Below are 20,524 nucleotides of genomic sequence, written 5' to 3'. Positions count from 1 at the left end.
GATGAAGCTATTTGATGTTTATCCAATCAATCCTATCGAAATTGTAAAAGGTGTTGGTAGTTTGGTTTATGATAATCAAGGTACTGAATACCTGGACTTATATGGCGGCCATGCCGTAATTTCTATTGGCCATACTAACTCGCACTATGTAAAGCGATTGGAAGATCAGTTACATCAAATAGGATTTTACTCTAATTCGGTTGAAATTCCTTTGCAAAAACAACTGGCAGAAAAGCTGGGCCAGGTATCCGGTAAAACAGATTACCAACTATTTTTATGCAATTCTGGAGCTGAGGCTAACGAGAATGCACTCAAACTAGCTTCGTTTTATAACGGCAAAAAGAAAGTGATTGCCTTCCGCAAATCTTTTCATGGTCGTACTTCATTAGCAGTAGCTGCTACGGATAACCCCAAAATTGTAGCACCAGTAAATGAAACTGACAACGTTATGTTTTTGCCTTGGTGTGATGAAGCTGCGCTGGAGCAAGCCTTTGTTCAAAATGAAATATCATCTGTTATTATTGAAGGCATTCAGGGTGTAGGCGGCATACAGGTAGCCACTATGAGCTTTTTACAAAAAATCAGAAGCTTGTGTGATGCACATAACGCCGTATTCATTGCAGACTCAGTACAATGCGGTTACGGCCGGACAGGTAAATTCTTCTCGCATGATTTTGCCGGCATCAATGCCGACATCTACAGCATGGCTAAAGGTATGGGCAATGGTTTCCCTATTGGTGGCATTATCATTTCGCCCAAAATACAACCAGCCTATGGCATGCTGGGGACTACTTTTGGTGGTAACCATTTAGCTTGCGCAGCTGGTATGGCAGTACTGGAGGTGATGGAACGAGATCAACTTATGCAAAATGCAGCGGAAGTAGGCGGATATTTAATTGATGAACTTAAAAAGTTTGATCAGGTTAAAGAAGTACGTGGTCGTGGATTAATGATTGGCATTGAACTTCCGGAGGAGCTGGCATCTGTACGTAAAGATTTATTGTACAAACATCACATTTTCACTGGCGAGGCAAAACCCAACGTAGTACGTTTGTTACCTGCTTTAAACTTAACCAAGGCTCATGCTGATCGTTTTCTGGAAGCATTTAGTCAGGTGTTACAATCATCTAAAGTAACTGTAGCTTAACTATTATTCTTTACACATAATTTTAACCCGCTGAGTAAACCGATAGAAGGTCAATGAAACAATTTACTTCTGTACACGACGTTACTGACATCAATGCCTTAGTAGCTGAAGCCTTACAGCTCAAGCAAAATCCTTATGCTTTACAGCAGCTAGGTAAAAATAAAACCATTGGCTTGGTATTTTTGAATCCAAGTTTACGTACCCGCATGAGCACCCAAAAGGCTGCCCTGAATTTAGGTATGAATGTAATGGTGCTCAATATTGACAAAGAAGGTTGGGCATTGGAACTACAGGATGGTGCAATTATGAATGGTACCACAGTAGAACACGTACGTGAAGCTGCTGCAGTATTAGGCCAGTACGTTGACATTATTGGTGTACGTTCCTTTCCAGGCTTGAAAAACCGTGAAGAAGATTATAGTGAAACGGTATTCAACAAGTTTGTTGAATATTGCGGAGTTCCCATTGTAAGTCTTGAATCGGCTACCCGCCATCCGCTGCAAAGCTTGGCCGATTTGATTACTATTGAAGAACTAAAAACTATTGAACGCCCAAAAGTAGTTTTAGCTTGGGCACCGCACATTAAGCCATTGCCACAAGCGGTACCTAATTCTTTTGCGGAGTGGATGTGTAAAGCAGATGTTGATTTTGTGATTGCTCACCCTGAAGGGTACGAACTCAATACTCATTTTACTCAGGGCGCTACCATTACTCACAACTTACAGGAGGCTTTAACCGATGCAGATTTTGTGTATGTAAAAAACTGGTCGGCTTACGAACCTTATGGCAAGATTATCGGCAACCATGATGATTGGATGTTGACCAATGATATGTTAACTCGTACTCATAACGCCAAGATCATGCACTGCTTACCGGTACGCCGCAATTTAGAGTTATCCGATGAGATACTGGATGGCCCGCATTCTGTGGTAATTCATGAAGCTGGTAACCGCGTGTGGGCAGCCCAAGCGGTGTTAAAGCAAATGTTAGAATCTCTATAACAGCTAGATATCAGTAAATATTAGATGCCTGCAACGCCCGGTTTACCAGGAGCGTTGCGGGCATCTTACTTTATAACGGTTATTGAGCAGGATACCAATCACGATTTCATGCGAACCGTTACTTACTGTATTCAGGCTGGAACTGGTAAAATCGTAAGAATAGCCAACGTTAATAATGGAGCTGATATTGATACCCGCCATACCGGCATAAGAATCATTATGCCGGTATGACCCACCGATCCATATTTTATCACTAAAAGCAACTTTTAAGTTCACATCGAAACTAGTTGGTGCTGGCTTTACATATTTGAAAAGCACAGAAGGCAGCAACGCTACATCATCAGACAAAAACACCTTATAACCTGCCGTTACAAAGTAATGAGGCACCAATTGACTTTGATTATATGCTGAGCTTTCGCCAAATGTTAGATTTTGCTTAATTAACTGTTGTGCAGAAACCCCTACGTAATAGTTACCTGAATATGCCCACAAACCCACCCCTACATCAGGTTTCCACTGACTGTTGTGCCCGTTGTAAATAGCTGGGTCATCCGGATTATCTAATGAAACCTGACTTATATCTAAGTTCACGTGTTCAAAGCCAGCCATTACGCCTACCGCCAAATTCAATTTACTGCTTATCCCCAAGTGATAAGCATAGGTAGCATCCAGATTGGTTGTAGTTATAGGCCCTGCCCGATCAGTGACAACCATAGCTCCTATACCATGATGAGGCTCAGCGGCCATATATTCACGGTTGTAAGATCGGCTAAACGGATTATCACCACCAGCAACATTAGGCATTGAAGTAGCATCCCCCTCAATGAAGCGGCTACCCAGAGGAGCATTAATGGTTAGATAACTGGTAACCGGTGCACCATTTAAGCCCGTCCACTGGCTACGATAACCAGCCTTAACGTCGGTATAATTTTCTATCCCACTAACCGCTGGGTTCAGTAAAAAGTTATTAAATACATACTGCGTGTATTGTGGCTTTTGCTGTGCGTGTAAGCCTGGTAGGTAGAAAATGAAAGCAGTTAGAATAAGTAGGAGTTTCTTCATTAGCTTACCACCGTTAATATTGTATGTAAAAAGGGAAAGCTAAATGTTTATTACCGGCACTACGTTGTGCATAGTGCGCCCAATAACATACCAGGAATGATAAGTTGCAATGACGTGTATTCACCATTATCAATAAGTATTAAATGAATAGGTATAATCTTGTTTATGCTGTTTTGCAGTATAAACAATGCTTAAAAATACATATTATATGATATGGTATATGTTTTTGTGAGGATGAATATGATGATTGTATCGATAAATACGAAACAACGTATAGGTACTGAGAAAGACTGGAATTATTGTAGCCAGTTCAGGTTAGTTATAAAAAAAAGCCTAAGCTGTAAATTAAACAGCTTAGGCTTACAAACGAAGGTTAATTCTTTACTCCTTGGTTGCAAATATATCGCCTTTATTCCATTCTGGGCGTTGTGGATCATTAGCAACTAAATAGCCAATTAAAAAATTAAGTTGTGCATATTTAGCTCCTGCACGAAAATCAAATATGCCATTAATATCATCCTGTGGTTTATGATAATATTTAGCTCTCCAAACGGCCACCTTTTCATTTAAGTTATTTTTTCCATCAGGTGTTTTGCTGCCATATTTAATGTGCAAAGCAGGTATACCTTGCTTTACAAAGCTATACTGGTCGCTGCGTACAAAACGGTTCTCTTTGGGTTCAGGATCTGGTTCAACGCTTAAATCCAGATACGAGGCAGCTTCATCAACCACTTTAGCTAAAGATGAATGTTCGGCACCTAAGGCGGTTACTGAAAGCAGCGGCGCAATAATGGTTGGCATATCCGTATTTACATCAGCTACCATGTTCTTAACCGGAACGGTAGGATGTGCAGCAAAATAACCAGAACCCAAATCACCTAGCTCTTCGCCGGTTACAGCCACTAACAGGATAGATCGTTTAGGTTTAACTTTCAGGTTAGCATAGATATGTGCTATCTGCAACATACTAGCCACACCTGATGCATTATCATGCGCACCATTGTAAATTGAATCGCCTTGCACAGGCACGCTTATACCTAAATGATCAAGATGGGCACTGTGTACCACATATTCTTGCTTCAATTTGGGATCAGATCCCGGTATTTTGCCGACGATATTAAATCCATCCACATCCTGATAGCTGCTTTCGTAAGTGGCATGCAACTCAGCTCGCAAATCTGCACTTTGTGTATGCCCTGACTTTAATGCTGCCAATATTTCTCTACTAGACTTTCCAGATGCTTGCAACAAACGTTGGGTGTATGAATAGCTGAGAACTGCTAACGCTTTAATCTGGTTGGAATAGTAACTGCGCGAAACGACTACACTGCCTTTATCATCCAACACACTATAAATACCTCTACTCGTATTGGCTAAACGGCCTAAACTATCCGGCGTACCCAAGATTACACCAACAGCCCCATGTGCGGCGGCCGTTTTCTGTATAGTCACCATATCCATAAAGTGCGACACTTCGGATGATGGAAAGCTTTGCGGCGCACCTCTGAACACCATTACCATTTTACCCTTTACATCAATGCCGCTATAATCATCGTAATGCTGCTCAGGGTTGGTGATACCAAAGCCGGCAAATACAATGTCACCGCTAACACTTTCATGCGGAGTTACAGGATCAGGGTATATAACCGCATCACGGCCACTAGCCAGTTGTTCGTTAGCAGAACTATTACCTTTTAGTGTTAAACTCACCTGTGCATTTTTGATAAAAGCTTTGCGTAGCCTAACTTGTTGTGTCCAGCTGCCGTTTTCGCCGGCAGGTTGTACACCATATTTCTTCATTTGCTCAATTACATAGTCGGCTGCTATTTTAAAGCCTTCCGTACCGGGTAGCCGGCCTTTTAGCTTATCATCAGCCAAGTAAGTAATGTCTGCTTTAATCTGGCTGGAATCGGCACTCTGCATAGCCTGCGCCACTTTGCTATCCACCGTAGCCTTTTGCGCGTACGATACTGCAGGACTAGCTAAACCTGCTAAGGCAAGCCAAGATAATGTCAGGTAATTTCTTGTAAGCATAATTGTAATGGTACGAAATCTAAAGTAAACTTTTATAATACCTATTTTTAACCCTTTATGACCCGCTGAATTTCATCCAGCTTCATTAAGGCTTCTACCGGAGTCAGAGTGTTCACATCCAGGTTGTTTAACATGTCGCGTATTTTAACCAATACCGGATCATCAATGGAAAACATCTGTAGTTGCAATGCTTGTTTTTGTACTTTTTTAATGCTTTCCTTGATGTTTTCACCACCCGTACGCTCGGCTTCCAGCTTTTTTAAAATCTCGTTGGCTCTGGATAGTACCTTTGGCGGCATACCCGCCAGTTTAGCTACGTGAATACCAAAGCTATGCTCACTACCACCTGGCACTAGTTTACGCAAAAAGATAATTTGATGCCCAACTTCTTTTACCGTTACATTGTAGTTTTTAATACGCGAGAAAGTATTGCTCAACTCATTTAACTCATGGTAGTGCGTAGCAAACAAAGTTTTCGCTTTAGCTGCTGGGTGATTATGCAAATACTCGGCAATAGCCCAAGCAATGGAAATACCATCGTAAGTAGAAGTACCACGGCCAATCTCATCCAACAAAATCAGACTGCGGTTGCTTAAGTTATTCAAGATGCTGGCCGTTTCATTCATCTCCACCATAAAGGTTGATTCGCCTGATGATAAGTTATCTGACGCTCCTACTCGTGTAAAAATCTTGTCTACCAACCCGATGGTGGCCTGCTTCGCCGGTACAAAACATCCCATTTGCGCCATCAATACAATCAAGCCGGTTTGCCTCAGGATGGCCGATTTACCCGCCATGTTAGGCCCTGTGATGATGATGATCTGCTGCCCTTCCGAATCCAGGTATACATCGTTGGTAATGTACTCCTCGCCCATCGGCAGGTTCTTTTCTATTACTGGGTGACGGCCACCTTTAATATCAATCAGCAAGCCATCATCCATTTGTGGCTTTACGTAATAGTTCTTAATAGATACCGTAGCAAAGTTGAGCAGCACATCCAGCCGGGCTATCAGTTGTGCATTCAGCTGAATAGGTTTAATGTACTCGGTAAGTGCATAAAGCAAATCATTATATAATTGGGTTTCCAGCGCCAGTATCTTTTCTTCAGCCCCCAATATTTGTTCTTCGTATTCTTTAAGCTCTGGCGTAATATAGCGTTCGGCATTTACCAGGGTTTGCTTGCGGATCCAATCGGTAGGTACTTTATCACGATGCGCGTGGGTAACTTCCAGGTAATAACCGAATACGTTATTGAAAGCTACTTTAAGCGATGGGATGCCGGTATGCTCGGCTTCGCGCTTTTGTATTTCCAGCAGGTAGCCTTTGCCGCCAAAAGCAATTTTGCGCAGACGATCTAATTCTTCGTGTATGCCTTCGGCCATCACGCCGCCTTTTACAATTTGTATGGGCGGTTCAGCATTCAGCTCTCGGCCAATCTTTTCACATATATAATCGCAAGGATTGAGCTGATGACTGATAGCCAGCAGGGCTTCCGTACCTGCTTCGGCACACATTTTTTTGACGCTGCTGATAGCTTTTAAGGCCTTACGTAACTGACATACCTCACGCGGGTTGGCTTTTTGCAGACCAATTTTGCTAATCAATCTTTCCAGATCACCTACCTGACGAATACAGGCTTGCAGCTCATTCCGCAAGTCATCATGAGTGATAAGATGCTCTACCACATTCAGGCGATCTTGAATAGGTTTAAGTTCCTTGAGTGGCATCACAATCCAGCGCCGCAGCAGGCGGGCGCCCATAGGCGAACAGGTATGGTCGAGCACATCCACCAGGGTGGCAGCATTTTCGTTAGCCGAGCCTACCAGCTCCAGGTTACGGATGCTGAAACGATCCAGCCACAGGTAGCGGTCCTCTTCAATGCGGCTAATGCCACTGATATGTTGCAGGTTGCGGTGCTCAGTTTCATTCAGGTAATGCAAGGATACACCAGCAGCTACAATGCCGAGGTTTAACTTTTCAATACCGAACCCTTTTAATGATTTTACCCCGAAGTGTTTCAGCAAGGTTTCCTGGGCATAATCGCCACTGTACGGCCATTCATCCAGTGTATAGGTGTAGTAGCGGTCGCCAAACTTTTCGGCAAAATCGTTTTTGCAGCTTTTCGGATAGATGACCTCGCTGGGGCTGAATGACTGTAAAAGCTTGTCGATGTAATCGGCATTACCCTGAGCAGTCAGGAACTCGCCGGTTGAGATATCAATTAAAGCAATGCCTACGCTGTTTTTCTCAAAATATAGCGAAGCCAGGTAGTTATTACTTTTTTGTTGCAGTATGTTATCGTTAACGGCTACGCCGGGGGTTACCAGTTCGGTTACGCCGCGGCGCACAATAGTTTTGGTGGTTTTGGGGTCTTCCAACTGATCGCAAATGGCAACCCGCTGACCGGCACGTACCAGCTTGGGCAGGTAAGTTTCGAGCGAGTGGTGCGGAAAACCTGCCAACTCGATATGCGTAGCTGCGCCGTTGGCACGCTTGGTAAGCACAATGCCCAGTATGCCGGCAGTTTTAACGGCGTCTTCGCCAAAGGTTTCGTAAAAATCACCCACACGGAACAACAGCAAGGCGCCAGGATACTTGGCCTTAATCTGGTTGTACTGCTGCATCAATGGCGTTTCTTTGGTATCGGATTTGCCCAAGCGTTTACGTTTTTAAGTAAGGCGTAAATTTAACGCGTTTGGCGGTATTTAGCACAGCGTGTGGAAAAAAGACCGCTGTTTTGTAAGGAAAGAAAAGATGAAAATTGTCGTCTTCCAAAATTGTCTATCTACCTCGATAGGTCAAATTCAATTGCTCTTTGCATGTAAGAACTTAAAGGAACTAAACTTATTTTCAAAAAATACTTGCTGACAAAATCCTGTCAGTGTTACAAGGTGTTACACCCTGTAACATGTAACACTTGCATACCTTACCTAAATTTTGTTATTTGAACCCGCTTCACTTACATTGGTGATATTGTTTTCTAATCTAACTTTAGGCTCTTTATGTCTCATTACCGACATCTACATAAATACATTGTACTATTTTCCATCATCTGCTTAAGCATAGCATGTCATCGCCGTATGCCGGCACCTCCGCCTCTACCACCTAAGCCGGAGCTTTTGATATCGTTTAAGTCAATTGAAGGAAAAGAATATACCGAGGTGAAGCGGGTATTTAATACCGGGTATGTTTTTGATTCGGGTGGTTATGAGCTGGTGCCCTTATGGAAAATTACTTTTCTACCCGATGATTCGGTACGTATTTACAGCCCGAAGTTGCAAAAATATGTAATCTGTCCAGTTACTATCGATCATGGTTCGGTAGCCAGTATTGCCTGGTCGTGGGTACGGGTACTAAAACAAACGCCCGATAGTCTGCTGTTCCGGGTACTGAACGTATCCAGTCAGCACGTGCACGAAACCAAGCCCTATGTGCTCATGACTTTATACCGCAACGATTATATCAAAAATACGCTGCACACCACGGCCGAAAAGCTGATGCGCCATCGCAGCAAAGACAGTGTGTTTGTACAAAACCTTGTTAAGCAAGCCAATGCCGACTATAAACAAATATTTGGCGCTACCGAGCCGGCGGTGTTTACCAGCATTAGCCCTAACCTGCAGGTAAAGCGCATACATGCTAAGGTTGACCGCCTAAACGGCGTTTTTGAGGAAGACGATTACCTGTCGCCCAATTACGAGATTACCATACATAAGGCTTATGCAGATTTTGACTATTACATGCTGGTGATGGTGGATGAAAAAGGCAAGCTGCACTTCATGAAATCTATCAACAATTTATTCGCCGATGTAGAGTATAAGCTAAAGGCTATGAAAAGCATTACCGAAGATGGCTATCTGTCCTTCTACATGAAAGCTGCCCCCGGCAAAACCTGGGGAATGCCACATGCTAGTCCGGTCATGATTCGGGTAAAGGGTGTTAAGGGGTAATACAAATAAGCCGGGATGCTGAAACAAGTTCAACATGATTTTTCAAAAATTTCCCCGGCTACTCAGCTAGCTTTGCCTTTATTTTCCCAAAAGTCTTTTACTATAGTACCATCAGGTGCCTGCTGAATGGTTCGGCCAAAACGCTCACCTTTAATTTGTCCGCGTTCATCTTTCTTACCCATAAACAACAAATAAGGTCTGCCCTGCTCGTCAGTTTTAAAAGCCAGATCATACCGCTTAAAAGGCATCTCTACTAGGGTGTCTGGCTCGTAAGTTTTCTTTAATACTTTTGATAGTTCGTCACCAATCTTCATACTCATAATAGTTGTAACGGCTGGCAAATAGTTAAAGTTTTTAATTAAAGTTCATTTAATGCAAACAAAAACAGTACGTTGCGGTTAAACACGAAACTTTAATCCTATCGATATGGCTAAGGCTAAAAAAGAAACTGAAACTCCAGGGGAAATCACTGCTTACTCTGTAAAACTGAAAAAGAAAAATGTACCGATGGTAGATCCGGTTATTGATTGCAAATCTGGCCGTTACATTGCTACAGGTAAAGATAGCGACGGCAACAAAATGGCTGCTATTATGAGCAAAGCCACTGCCGAAGAGCATATTAAAAATGGCAACGCTAAAAAAGGTACTGGTTGGGAATAATTAGTACTCCTTTTAGTAATCCATTTTACATGTTTTTCCTTTTAAGTACAATACAACCTTAAAACAAGGTTGTTGTGCTACCAGATTTACTGTGCTTGTTGACATGGGTACAGTAAATCTATTTAACTATAAATTAAACAAGGTTTTATCCGAGGTGTTATATCTGCATACATATAAAACACTATCATGGAAAAACCAATCAGTAGGCCGCAACACGGCTTCACCGACTACTCTTATATTCCGCTTACGGCCTTTGCGCCCGAGCTGGTAGGCTTTGCCGATGAAGAAAACGCAGCTAAGCTAAGCCGTATATTAAGCGGCGCTATATTAACCTCCAGCCTATTTACCCGCGCTGAATGGGGTTTGTTTCGCACGATGTCTTTCAAGAGACATCTGATACTGGATGTAGCTAACGGTGTGTTTGCTTTAAGCGCTCCCTGGCTATTTGGCTTTGCCAAAAACAAGAAAGCATTGGCTGCCTTCACCGTTTTCGGCCTGATCGGCATATTGGCTGGTACGCTGTCTAAACCAGAGGAAATGTAACTCTAACATCAAAACATCATGAAAAAACCAATTTCAAGGCAAGCCCATGGCGCTGCCGATTATAGTTATGCAGCTGTGGTAAGTGTATTACCCGAACTGCTGAAATTTCAGGATAATAAAAAAGCAACTACACTATGCCGCTTACTAGGTGGAGGTGCCCTGGCCTATTCACTGCTCACTCAAGCCGAATGGGGTTTGTGGCGCGTATTGCCCTTTAAAAAACACTTAATGATTGATTTATCAGTAAGCCTATTTGCTTTAGGCGCACCCTGGTTACTCAAGTTTGCTGATGATGTTAAAGCCCGTAATGCGGTTATAGCAACAGGTTTAACCGGCTTTACCGTAGGCGCTTTAACCGAACAGGAAAACATGTAGATACAAATTTCAGCATCTACCAAATTATGAGATTAAGCTGATAGAGCAACTTAAACATTGATAAGCAATGTATTGTTGCCTTTACTCAATAACCACTAAAACTATGGCTAACAACATTTCATTCGAAAAAACATTTATACTGGGTGGCGATTTACCTATTAACCGTCTAGGTTATGGCGCTATGCGCATTACAGGCGAAGGCATTTGGGGCCCGCCAAAAGATCATGAGGAATCTATACGTGTGCTAAAACGTTTGGTTGAACTCGGCGTAACTTTTATTGATACTGCCGATAGTTACGGCCCTAACGTATCAGAAGAACTGATTGCGGAAGCTTTATATCCATATCCTGCCGGTTTGGTAATTGGCACCAAAGGCGGTCTGCTACGTACCGGACCTAACCAATGGCCTGTTGATGCCTCGCCCAAACACTTGGAAGAAGCTTTGGAGGGCAGCTTAAAACGCTTGAAACTGGAGCGGATTGATTTGTACCAGTTGCACCGCATCGACCCGAATGTGCCTGCTGAAGAAACCTTCGCCTTTTTACAGAAAGCCCAATTGGAAGGTAAAATCAAACACATTGGTCTTTCGGAAGTAACGGTAGAGGATATTCAGAAAGCACAGGAATACTTCGAAGTAGTGTCTGTACAAAACATGTACAGTGTAGATAACCGTAAATGGGAATCTGTTCTGCAATACTGCAAAGAGCACAATATTGCTTTTATACCATGGTACCCACTGAGTGGCGGTAACGTAAAAGGTCAGGAAGTATTAAAACGTGTGGCCGATAAACATCAGGCTACTCCACACCAAATTGCTTTAAGCTGGCTGCTACACCATGCGGATAACATTCTGCTTATTCCGGGCACTTCCAGTGTAGCGCACTTGGAAGAAAACCTGAAAGCCGGCAGTATTGAGCTGACCGAACAGGATATAGAAGAACTGAACAATATCCCACAAGCTTAAACAAACAAAATCAGCATACCGTCAGTATGAAAACTAAGCAGTGCCAATAATGGTACTATTAGTTTTCATACTGACGTTTGCATTTATAAACTATCATCATCACTCATGGAACTTTCACATAATACGATACTCATTACTGGCGGTACTTCGGGCATTGGCCTGGCTTTGGCTCAGGAATTTAAAAAGCGCGATAATACCGTGATTATTTGCGGCCGTCGTGCCGACCGGTTAGACGAGATAACCTTGCATCACCCCGGCATTATTACCCGCGTGTGCGATGTGGCCGATACGGCACAGCGTGAAGAACTGGTGCAATGGCTGGTAACTAATTATCCCGGTACTAACGTATTGATTAACAATGCAGGCATCCAGTTACTTACTGATCTGACAAATCCTTGTAACTTGGACCGTGTTCGATCTGAAATTGAAACAAATTTGGTAGCGCCTGTACATTTGGCTTCACTGCTGGTACCACATTTACGCAATCAGGAAGATGCTGCAATTATCAATATTTCATCAGGACTAGCTTTTGCGCCTCTGTCTTTTATGCCAATATATTGCGCTACTAAGGCGGCTGTACATTCGGTAAGCTTATCTTTGAGGCATCAGCTAAAAGATACGCCGATAAAAGTCTATGAAATTGCTCCACCTGCTGTAGATACCGAGCTAGGCCATGATCGCCGCGATGATAAAACACAATCGCACGGTGGTATGCCGGTAGATGAGTTTGTGAAAGAAGCTGTAGAAGCTTTGCAGAACAACGTATATGAAGTCGCTGTTGGTCAGGCTGAAAACCTGCGGGCTAAACGCGAACAAATGTTTACTGTGATGAACCCGTAATCGGTAGTAAGGTTTATAAACAAAAAAGTCATGCAGCCTACCTGCCTGACTTTTTTGTTTATGGCTTTGTATTATACTACAGCCTGTTTAAAAGGTTTCACATCAATGGTTTCCCAAACTTTTTGTAGCACATAAGGGTCGTTATTTTTCCAAGCTTCTAAAGCTTCATCACTTTCAAACTGCACCATCATCACTGAACCGATCATTTTACCATCGGCATTTAGTATGGCGCCGCCAGCTATGAAGTTGCCGTTTTCCTTCAATTCTTTTACTTTATCTAAATGATGCGGACGCACATCTATACGGCGCTGCAAAGCTTCAGTATCGGTGTAGTCGTAAGCTGTAATTACGTATTGGTTCATAAGAAGATAATTTAGTCAATTAATTCTAACAACAAGCAACCATGCAGGCTGTTTTAAAAGGTAGCAAACCTACTAAAACAGCTATGAAGTCTTTCATTATAACCCTGCTTATTTTTATTTTTGTCACTTCAGCAACACAGGCACAAAAAGCTGCCGACAGCACCATGCTTACCATTTTCCTGAAACACCAGGAAGATAAAAACTTGAAAGAAATTAATGCCAAGCTGGATGCTAACCAGTTTCACGAGATGTTCCCGCCCAAGTTCGCGCGGGTAGTATCATGGTACGTAATGATGGGCATTGGTCAGGTAGTTACCCTGAAGTTTCCGGCGGACAAACTGCGCGAACTGAACCTGACGTTGGAGAACGGTGCATGGGGTGCTTTCAATACTTCCTTCTATCCTACTTACGACTATATGCCGGTCTGGAAAGCGCAGCAGCAAACCAAAAAACCTTAGCATTTTATATCTTTGCCGTAATTGATTCCTTATTTCGTGAGGAAAACTTAAAGCTATGCGCAAACTTAAATTAGATGAACTGAACCGAGCATCGGTTGAAGAATTTAAACAGCAGGATAAATTGCCGGTGGCTGTGGTGTTAGATAATGTGCGTAGCATGCACAATGTAGGTTCTATATTTCGTACCAGCGATGGTTTTGCTGTAGAGCAGGTGTGTCTGTGCGGTATTACCGGGCAGCCTCCACATCGGGAAATTGAAAAAACAGCATTGGGTGCAACTCAATCTGTAAATTGGACCTACTATGCTGATACCCTGCAAGCTGTTGAAGATTTGCGCAGTTCCGGTTACCAAATTATAGCTATAGAGCAGGCTGAACAAAGCGTAATGCTTAATAACTTCACCCCTGAAGCTAACCAGAAATATGCGCTGATTTTTGGAAATGAAGTGAACGGTGTAGCCGACGGAGTTATGGCTCAAATTGATACCTGTTTGGAAATACCTCAGTTTGGCACCAAGCACTCTTTTAACATTGTAGTATCTGCCGGCATTGTACTATGGGACTTTTTTGCTAAGCTGAATTTAAGCTAGTTTTAAGTTTCAGCCAACAACAGTTGATGCAATTAGATCAGCATTAGTGAGTACTGCGCTCACCAAAAAATAATATTCGGTTAGCATCTGAACGAACCTTTTACAATCATAAATGTTAATCAGCTATGGCAAAATTTATTGAACTTTTAGACAAAAACAATCGCAACACGCTGATTAATTTAGATCATATTATTTCATTGGTTATTTACATGACTCCCGAAGAGGAAGTACGTGTATATCTTACCGGAGATAATGAATCGTATATTACCGTTACCGAATCCTATGAACAATTACGTAACCGTTTATCACAGGTTAGCGAAATTATTGATATGAAATAGGTTTGGTTATTCAATTATTAGGTGTCAGATTATCAGAAGTACAATTGTTTAAAAATCTGACACCTAATAACTACAATTTAGTAACTAAATGCACTCACCGCATCTTTGCTTTCTAAAGATGAATGCCCCATCAGGAACTCATCCACCTTACGGGCAGTTTCACGGCCTTCGGAGATAGCCCATACTACTAGAGATTGTCCCCGACGTGCATCGCCGCAGGCAAATACTTTGCTTACATTAGTACGATATATACCTTCTTTCGCTTTAATATTTTTGCGTTCATCTAACTCTGCGCCTAATTGCTGCAATAAGCCTTCATGCTGCGGGTGAGAAAAGCCCATAGCCAAAAACACTTGCGTACAAGGTATTTCACGTCCAGAACCTTCAATCTCCTGAAATTTAACCCTACGACCGAAATCATCCAGTTCCCAGCTAATGTCAGTTACTTTCAGAGCACGTAAGTTTCCTTGCTCGTCTCCTAAAAAGGCTTTAGTGCTAATGCCCCATACCCGCTCACAACCTTCTTCGTGCGAGCTAGTATCACGCAAAATAGTCGGATAACTAGGCCAAGGCATGTGCTGTGTACGTTGGCTCGGCGGTTGAAACATTAAGCCAAACTGCTTAACTGATTTAGCTCCTTGACGGTTGGCCGTACCAATACAGTCTGAACCTGTATCGCCACTGCCAATTACAATTACATCATGGCCGGTGGCTAATATATCTTTAACTTCAACTGGGCTGTTACCAAGCCGCTTATTTTGCTGAACCAGATAATCCATAGCATAATAAATACCTTTCAGGCTTCGCCCTTCTATAGGCAAATCGCGCGGTATAGTTGAACCTGTAGCCAACACTACGGCATCGTAGTTACGAACCAATTCTTCGGCGGTAATATCTTTGCCTATTTCGGTATTACAGATGAAAGTTACGTCACTTTCTTCCATCAGTTGAATACGGCGATCAATAACCCATTTTTCCAATTTAAAATCTGGAATACCATAGCGTAATAAACCACCTGGACGATCATCACGTTCATACACGGTTACCAAATGGCCTGCTTTGCTCAATTGCGCGGCAGCAGCCATACCAGCAGGGCCCGAACCTACAACAGCAATCTTTTTACCAGTTTTGACTAGTGGAGCAGCCGGTTTAACCAAGTTACGTTCAAAAGCAATTTCAATAATGTGCTTCTCAATTTCTTCAATGGTTACCGGCGGTTTATTGATACCCAAAACACAGGAAGACTCACACGGAGCCGGGCAGATACGACCAGTAAACTCCGGAAAATTATTGGTAGATGATAATATCTCGTAAGCTTCTTCCCAGTCTTTACGATATACCGCATCATTAAACTCCGGAATGATATTACCCAACGGACAGCCAGCATGGCAAAAAGGCACACCGCAGTTCATGCACCGGGCAGATTGATGATTCAATTCTTCATCACTATATAAACCCACAAACTCATTGTAATTCTTTACCCGGTCTGCAGGTGCTGCCTTATGTGGCAATTCCCTATTATATTCTTTAAATGCAGTTTCTTTTCCCATTTGTTTCAGCTGTTGCAAGCACGCAATATAATGTCGATTAAATAAGGCTTATTAGCCAATAGCCTGTTTTTGTCTTTGTTGTAATACTCTCTTGTACTCTTTCGGAAATACCTTAACAAAATGCACGGATGCTTCTTTCCAGTCATTTAATAAATGCTGCGCCAAGCGGCTGCCAGTTAGCTGTACATGCTTACGCAATAAGGTAATAATCTGCTCCTCATCGGCAAACTCCAGCGGGTCTAAATCAACCATCTCGGTGTTGCAGTTATGAACAAATTCACCATCAGGGTTGTACACCCAAGCTATACCGCCGCTCATGCCAGCTGCAAAGTTTCGCCCGGTTTGACCTAGTATGAGCACCCGGCCACCTGTCATGTACTCGCAACCATGGTCGCCTATACCTTCTGTTACCGCAATTGCGCCAGAGTTACGAACGGCAAAACGCTCACCTGCTTTACCTCCTATATAAGCCTCACCAGATGTAGCACCATATAAGGCCACATTCCCTACAATAATATTTGAGGAAGGCTCGAACGTTGAGGTTAACGAAGGATAAATAGCCAACTGCGCACCTGATAAGCCTTTGCCTACATAATCATTAGCTTCACCTTCCAGCTCAAAAGAGATACCTTTCGTAGTGAAAGCGCCAAAGCTTTGACCTGCCGAACCGGTAAACTTGTAGTTAATGGTATTATCAGGCAACCCTGCTGCACCATATTTTTTGGTAATTTCATTAGATAACAAAGTGCCTGCTGTACGATCAATATTTTTGATAGTATATGAACCATAAACCGGTACCTGTTCAGCTAATGCATGCTGTGCATCTTGAAGTAATTGCCAATCTATAATATTAGCTAAACCATGATCCTGCTCTTCGCTTTTGTACAGGGTAAGCCCTTTTGCATTATTTACTGGGTGTAAAATACCTGATAAATCAATGGTATTAGCTTTCCAGTGTTTAACACCCTCTTTCACTTTCAGGAACTGTACACGACCTATCATTTCATTTACGGTACGGAAACCTAGTTCAGCCATAATTTCACGTAGTTCTTCAGCCAAAAAGTAGAATAGATTTACTATATGCTCCGGTTTGCCGGTAAACAGCTTGCGTAATTCAGGATCTTGAGTGGCTACGCCTACAGGGCAGGTATTTAAATGGCATTTACGCATCATGATACAACCACCAGCTACTAGCGCGGCCGTAGCTACTCCCCATTCTTCAGCACCCATTAAAGCAGCAATAGCCAAATCTCGTCCGGTTTTTAACTGGCCGTCCGTTTGTAATACTACGCGGCTGCGTAGTTTGTTGCGTACTAAGGTTTGGTGCGCTTCTGCTAAGCCTAACTCCCAAGGCAAACCTGCATGCTTAACTGAACTGATAGGCGAAGCGCCTGTTCCCCCATCATAACCTGATACCAAAATAGCATCAGCATGAGCTTTGGCTACACCAGCAGCAATAGTACCTACGCCTGCTTTTGATACCAGTTTTACATTGATACGGGCTTGGCGATTAGCATTTTTCAAATCAAAAATCAGCTGCGCTAAATCTTCAATCGAGTAAATATCATGGTGTGGTGGTGGCGAAATTAAACCTACCCCTGGTGTAGAGTGGCGTGTTTTGGCAATCCATTCATCCACTTTATGGCCAGGCAACTGTCCGCCTTCACCAGGCTTAGCGCCCTGAGCCATTTTAATTTGTAATTCATCAGCATTGGTCAGGTAGCTGGCGGTTACACCAAAACGGGCTGAGGCAATCTGCTTGATAGCAGAGCGCATAGAATCGCCGTTTTCCATTACTTCATATCTCAACTCATCTTCACCTCCTTCGCCGGTATTGCTACGGCCACCTATGCGGTTCATGGCAATTGCCAAAGTACTGTGTGCTTCGTGTGATATAGAGCCGAATGACATAGCACCAGTTGAAAATCTTTTCAAGATTTTTTCAATAGGTTCTACCTCGTCAACACTAATAGCTTCACGGTGGTGTGCAAAGTCCAGCAAACCACGTATAGTAAAATGCTTTTCTGATTGTTCGTTCACCAGAGCTGCATAGCGTTTGTACAAATCGTAATTTTTAGTACGGGTAGCATGTTGCAGTAGGTGTATAGTATCTGGGTTAAACAAATGCACTTCCCCACGGCGTTTCCATTGGTAAATACCGCCGTCTGGCAGTATCCTGCCAGCAGTTTTATTGTTAGTGAAGCCAACCTCGTGTTTACACAAAGCCTCACGGGCAATTTCATCCAGACCTAAGCCGCCAATACGGGTTACTGCACCGGTAAAATACCGGTTAACTACTGAACTATTGATACCTAATATTTCAAACACCTGCGAACCATGATAAGACTGCAGGGTGGAAATACCCATTTTGGAAAAGATTTTGAGCAAACCATCACAAACTGCTTTTACATAGTTTTTTGACAATGCTTTATAATCCAGTTCTGTTTCCAGACTACCATTATTCTTGATGGTTTCAATGGTAGATAGTGCCAAATATGGGTTAACAGCCGTAGCACCAAAGGCTAGCAAGCAGGCAAAATGGTGTACTTCCCAAACGTCGCCAGCTTCCACCACTAAACCTACAGCTCCGCGGCAGCCTTTCTTAATTAGGTGGTGATGTACAGCTGATACTGCCAGCAATGATGGTATAGGTGCGTGTTCTGAATCCAGAGCGCGGTCTGATAAAATCAATACTTCAAACCCATCCTCTACGGCATCTTCTGCATAACGGCATAAACGGGCAATACCTTTTTCCAATGATCCTGGTTGTCCATCCGCTTTAAAGTAAGTTTGCAGCGTTTTGGCATGGAACAAGCCTGTATCAATACTGCGCAATTTTTCTAGCTGATGATTGCGCAATATGGGATGCTTCAGCATAACACAATGGCAATGCATTTTATCTTCATCCAGCAAGTTGCCGTTGTTGCCGATAAAAGTAGCCAAGCTCATTACCAATCGCTCTCTTATAGGATCAATCGGTGGATTAGTTACTTGCGCAAAAAACTGTTTGAAGTAGCTAGATAAATGCTGGGGGTTGTCAGACAAGATAGCCAATGGCACATCAGTACCCATTGAACCTATAGGCTCTTTAGCATCCAATGCCATAGGTCTGATGATAGTGTCTATATCCTCGCGGGTGTAGCCAAACACCTGCTGGTAACGGAACACTGAATCGGGCGACAAGCTGGCAAACGCCAAGCGTGGTTCGGCCAGTTCGCTTAATCTTATTTTATAATTTTCCAGCCAGCGGCCATAAGGCTGCTGTGCGGCTATTTGCTGTTTAATTTCTTCGTCGGTAATAATTTTGCCCTGTACTGTATCAATCAACAGCATTTTGCCTGGTTGCAAACGACCTTTGCGCAAAACGGTAGATTGATCAATTTCCAGCACCCCGGTTTCTGAAGCGGCTATAATGCGGCCATCATTAGTTAGGGTGTAACGCATAGGGCGCAAACCATTACGGTCAAGCAATGCACCAACTACTTTACCATCAGTAAAGGTGATAGCGGCCGGTCCATCCCAAGGCTCCATAAGGGTAGCGTGGTACTCGTAGAAAGCTTTTTTAAGCGGATCCATTTGTTCGTTACCATCCCAGGCCTCCGGTATCAGCATCATCATGACATGAGGTAATGAACGGCCGGAATGCAGCAGAATTTCAACAATGTTATCTAAACAGGCAGAGTCAGACTGGTTGTTATCAATAACCGGTAACAACATTTCCATCTCATCCTGGCTGAAATACGAAGAAGCCAATGATTTCACACCGGAGTAGAACCAATTTAGGTTGCCTGTAAGGGTGTTGATTTCACCGTTGTGCGCTATTAAACGGAATGGCTGCGCCAGCTTCCAGGATGGGAATGTATTCGTTGAGAACCGTGAATGAATCATGGCAAAGCCAGAAGCCATACGCGGATCAGATAAATCCTGATAATATTGCCTTAACTGGAACGTGGTAACTTGTCCTTTATAAACAATAGTTTTGCAGCTAAACGAAGTAAAGTAAAAGAAATCGCCTGCTGCCGGGTAAGTATCATTAACCGTTTTATTGATATAACGACGTAACACATATAGTTTACGCTCGAAATCTTCCGTGTTATTAATGTATGATGGCCTCAGCACAAATACCTGCTCCACATCTGGCTCAACCTGGCGGGCTGTTTCTCCAATAACTTGGCTGTTAACCGGCAGTTTACGAAAGCCTAGGATAGTTAAACCCAGTTTTTCTATAGCCGATTGGATAATATTACGACAGGCTTTCTTTAAAGCGGAATCTTTCGGGAAGAAAATCATACCTACGCCGTATTCGCCGGGTTCGGGCAAGCTCACTTCCATTTCCGAACATTCTTCCATCAAAAACTCATGCGGCAACTGTATCAGAATACCAGCACCATCACCCGATTCCGGGTCACAACCACAAGCGCCCCTATGTTCCATATTTTCTAACATAGTGAGGGCATCATGAATAATTTGATTGGCCTTGTGGCCATTAATGTTCGCTATAAATCCGGTCCCGCAGGAATCATGCTCAAATTCGGATCTGTAAAGACCCTGCTGCTCACATTCAGTTTGATTCATCTCTCTTAGCTTACTAATTCAGTTAGGTGTGTAATTACGAATATAATGCTTTGTAATTATTTGCAGAATATAAATT

General features: G+C 42.9%; 18 protein-coding genes. 11 read left to right on the top strand and 7 right to left on the bottom strand.

What is annotated here, in order from left to right; translation table 11 throughout:
- The first annotated feature begins 1 nt into the window (after position 1).
- On the top strand, positions 2-1,147 hold the full coding sequence (locus HH214_RS20215) for an aspartate aminotransferase family protein (RefSeq protein WP_169610729.1): 1,146 nt from the start codon (positions 2-4) through the stop codon (positions 1,145-1,147).
- A gap of 53 nt (positions 1,148-1,200) precedes the next feature.
- Positions 1,201-2,148 carry an N-acetylornithine carbamoyltransferase gene (locus HH214_RS20210; protein WP_169610728.1) on the top strand — a complete coding sequence of 316 codons (948 nt, stop codon included), beginning with the start codon at positions 1,201-1,203 and terminating at the stop codon, positions 2,146-2,148.
- Positions 2,149-2,190: 42 nt separating this feature from the next.
- On the opposite strand, the gene HH214_RS20205 is transcribed toward HH214_RS20210, so the two are convergent.
- From HH214_RS20205 to mutS, 3 genes are all read right to left on the bottom strand, one after another.
- Positions 2,191-3,210 (bottom strand): PorP/SprF family type IX secretion system membrane protein, encoded by a 1,020-nt coding sequence (locus HH214_RS20205; RefSeq protein WP_169610726.1) that lies wholly within the window; start codon positions 3,208-3,210, stop codon positions 2,191-2,193.
- 381 nt (positions 3,211-3,591) lie between these two features.
- A complete protein-coding gene (locus HH214_RS20200) occupies positions 3,592-5,244 on the bottom strand; it encodes a M28 family peptidase (protein WP_169610724.1) in 1,653 nt (550 codons plus the stop codon).
- Positions 5,245-5,291: 47 nt separating this feature from the next.
- Positions 5,292-7,868 carry a DNA mismatch repair protein MutS gene (gene mutS / locus HH214_RS20195; RefSeq protein WP_211166414.1) on the bottom strand — a complete coding sequence of 859 codons (2,577 nt, stop codon included), beginning with the start codon at positions 7,866-7,868 and terminating at the stop codon, positions 5,292-5,294.
- Between the two features lie 378 nt (positions 7,869-8,246).
- Between mutS and HH214_RS20190 the strand changes: the two genes are divergently transcribed.
- On the top strand, positions 8,247-9,194 hold the full coding sequence (locus HH214_RS20190; protein ID WP_169610720.1) for a hypothetical protein: 948 nt from the start codon (positions 8,247-8,249) through the stop codon (positions 9,192-9,194).
- A gap of 62 nt (positions 9,195-9,256) precedes the next feature.
- On the opposite strand, the gene HH214_RS20185 is transcribed toward HH214_RS20190, so the two are convergent.
- Entirely contained in the window at positions 9,257-9,514 is a 258-nt protein-coding gene (locus HH214_RS20185) for a hypothetical protein (RefSeq protein ID WP_248282159.1), read from the bottom strand.
- 106 nt (positions 9,515-9,620) lie between these two features.
- On the opposite strand from HH214_RS20185, the gene HH214_RS20180 reads away from it, so the two are divergent.
- From HH214_RS20180 to HH214_RS20160, 5 genes are all read left to right on the top strand, one after another.
- Positions 9,621-9,854 (top strand): hypothetical protein, encoded by a 234-nt coding sequence (locus HH214_RS20180; RefSeq protein WP_169610718.1) that lies wholly within the window; start codon positions 9,621-9,623, stop codon positions 9,852-9,854.
- Positions 9,855-10,040: 186 nt separating this feature from the next.
- Positions 10,041-10,397 carry an SPW repeat domain-containing protein gene (locus HH214_RS20175; protein ID WP_169610716.1) on the top strand — a complete coding sequence of 119 codons (357 nt, stop codon included), beginning with the start codon at positions 10,041-10,043 and terminating at the stop codon, positions 10,395-10,397.
- Between the two features lie 18 nt (positions 10,398-10,415).
- The gene (locus HH214_RS20170; RefSeq protein WP_169610714.1) at positions 10,416-10,772 is read left to right on the top strand and encodes a hypothetical protein; all 357 of its coding nucleotides are present in this window, start codon (positions 10,416-10,418) and stop codon (positions 10,770-10,772) included.
- A gap of 103 nt (positions 10,773-10,875) precedes the next feature.
- Entirely contained in the window at positions 10,876-11,736 is an 861-nt protein-coding gene (locus tag HH214_RS20165) for an aldo/keto reductase (RefSeq protein WP_169610713.1), read from the top strand.
- Positions 11,737-11,841: 105 nt separating this feature from the next.
- Positions 11,842-12,576 carry an SDR family oxidoreductase gene (locus tag HH214_RS20160; RefSeq protein ID WP_169610711.1) on the top strand — a complete coding sequence of 245 codons (735 nt, stop codon included), beginning with the start codon at positions 11,842-11,844 and terminating at the stop codon, positions 12,574-12,576.
- 71 nt (positions 12,577-12,647) lie between these two features.
- Here the strand turns inward: HH214_RS20160 and HH214_RS20155 are convergent, their stop codons facing one another.
- On the bottom strand, positions 12,648-12,938 hold the full coding sequence (locus tag HH214_RS20155) for a YciI family protein (RefSeq protein ID WP_169610709.1): 291 nt from the start codon (positions 12,936-12,938) through the stop codon (positions 12,648-12,650).
- A gap of 41 nt (positions 12,939-12,979) precedes the next feature.
- Here HH214_RS20155 and HH214_RS20150 point away from each other — a divergent pair, with 41 nt between their 5' ends.
- From HH214_RS20150 to HH214_RS20140, 3 genes are all read left to right on the top strand, one after another.
- Entirely contained in the window at positions 12,980-13,396 is a 417-nt protein-coding gene (locus HH214_RS20150) for a hypothetical protein (RefSeq protein WP_211166268.1), read from the top strand.
- Positions 13,397-13,451: 55 nt separating this feature from the next.
- On the top strand, positions 13,452-13,985 hold the full coding sequence (locus HH214_RS20145; protein WP_169610707.1) for an RNA methyltransferase: 534 nt from the start codon (positions 13,452-13,454) through the stop codon (positions 13,983-13,985).
- A gap of 125 nt (positions 13,986-14,110) precedes the next feature.
- Positions 14,111-14,323, top strand: coding sequence for a hypothetical protein (locus tag HH214_RS20140; RefSeq protein WP_169610705.1), 213 nt, complete (start codon positions 14,111-14,113; stop codon positions 14,321-14,323).
- A 77-nt stretch (positions 14,324-14,400) separates the two neighbouring features.
- On the opposite strand, the gene HH214_RS20135 is transcribed toward HH214_RS20140, so the two are convergent.
- Together HH214_RS20135 and gltB are read right to left on the bottom strand one after the other, a co-directional pair.
- Entirely contained in the window at positions 14,401-15,873 is a 1,473-nt protein-coding gene (locus HH214_RS20135; protein ID WP_169610703.1) for a glutamate synthase subunit beta, read from the bottom strand.
- 51 nt (positions 15,874-15,924) lie between these two features.
- Positions 15,925-20,448, bottom strand: a complete 4,524-nt coding sequence (gltB, locus tag HH214_RS20130; RefSeq protein WP_169610701.1) for a glutamate synthase large subunit — start codon at positions 20,446-20,448, stop codon at positions 15,925-15,927.
- Positions 20,449-20,524 lie beyond the last annotated feature (76 nt).

This window comes from Mucilaginibacter robiniae, assembly GCF_012849215.1.
GTDB classification, from domain to species: Bacteria; Bacteroidota; Bacteroidia; order Sphingobacteriales; family Sphingobacteriaceae; genus Mucilaginibacter; species Mucilaginibacter robiniae.
The sequence above is the reverse complement of the archived record's forward strand: the minus strand, read 5'-3'. Positions and strand labels throughout refer to the sequence as shown.

What these genes read in the sequence shown, in the direction of transcription:
- HH214_RS20145 (WP_169610707.1), top strand. Translation starts at nt 13,452, where the DNA reads ATGCGCAAACTTAAATTAGATGAACTGAACCGAGCATCGGTTGAAGAA.
- gltB (WP_169610701.1), bottom strand. Translation starts at nt 20,448, where the DNA reads ATGAATCAAACTGAATGTGAGCAGCAGGGTCTTTACAGATCCGAATTT.
- HH214_RS20215 (WP_169610729.1), top strand. Translation starts at nt 2, where the DNA reads ATGAAGCTATTTGATGTTTATCCAATCAATCCTATCGAAATTGTAAAA.
- mutS (WP_211166414.1), bottom strand. Translation starts at nt 7,868, where the DNA reads ATGCAGCAGTACAACCAGATTAAGGCCAAGTATCCTGGCGCCTTGCTG.
- HH214_RS20175 (WP_169610716.1), top strand. Translation starts at nt 10,041, where the DNA reads ATGGAAAAACCAATCAGTAGGCCGCAACACGGCTTCACCGACTACTCT.
- HH214_RS20185 (WP_248282159.1), bottom strand. Translation starts at nt 9,514, where the DNA reads ATGAGTATGAAGATTGGTGACGAACTATCAAAAGTATTAAAGAAAACT.
- HH214_RS20190 (WP_169610720.1), top strand. Translation starts at nt 8,247, where the DNA reads ATGTCTCATTACCGACATCTACATAAATACATTGTACTATTTTCCATC.
- HH214_RS20210 (WP_169610728.1), top strand. Translation starts at nt 1,201, where the DNA reads ATGAAACAATTTACTTCTGTACACGACGTTACTGACATCAATGCCTTA.
- HH214_RS20170 (WP_169610714.1), top strand. Translation starts at nt 10,416, where the DNA reads ATGAAAAAACCAATTTCAAGGCAAGCCCATGGCGCTGCCGATTATAGT.
- HH214_RS20160 (WP_169610711.1), top strand. Translation starts at nt 11,842, where the DNA reads ATGGAACTTTCACATAATACGATACTCATTACTGGCGGTACTTCGGGC.
- HH214_RS20140 (WP_169610705.1), top strand. Translation starts at nt 14,111, where the DNA reads ATGGCAAAATTTATTGAACTTTTAGACAAAAACAATCGCAACACGCTG.
- HH214_RS20165 (WP_169610713.1), top strand. Translation starts at nt 10,876, where the DNA reads ATGGCTAACAACATTTCATTCGAAAAAACATTTATACTGGGTGGCGAT.
- HH214_RS20205 (WP_169610726.1), bottom strand. Translation starts at nt 3,210, where the DNA reads ATGAAGAAACTCCTACTTATTCTAACTGCTTTCATTTTCTACCTACCA.
- HH214_RS20200 (WP_169610724.1), bottom strand. Translation starts at nt 5,244, where the DNA reads ATGCTTACAAGAAATTACCTGACATTATCTTGGCTTGCCTTAGCAGGT.
- HH214_RS20155 (WP_169610709.1), bottom strand. Translation starts at nt 12,938, where the DNA reads ATGAACCAATACGTAATTACAGCTTACGACTACACCGATACTGAAGCT.
- HH214_RS20180 (WP_169610718.1), top strand. Translation starts at nt 9,621, where the DNA reads ATGGCTAAGGCTAAAAAAGAAACTGAAACTCCAGGGGAAATCACTGCT.
- HH214_RS20135 (WP_169610703.1), bottom strand. Translation starts at nt 15,873, where the DNA reads ATGGGAAAAGAAACTGCATTTAAAGAATATAATAGGGAATTGCCACAT.
- HH214_RS20150 (WP_211166268.1), top strand. Translation starts at nt 12,980, where the DNA reads ATGCAGGCTGTTTTAAAAGGTAGCAAACCTACTAAAACAGCTATGAAG.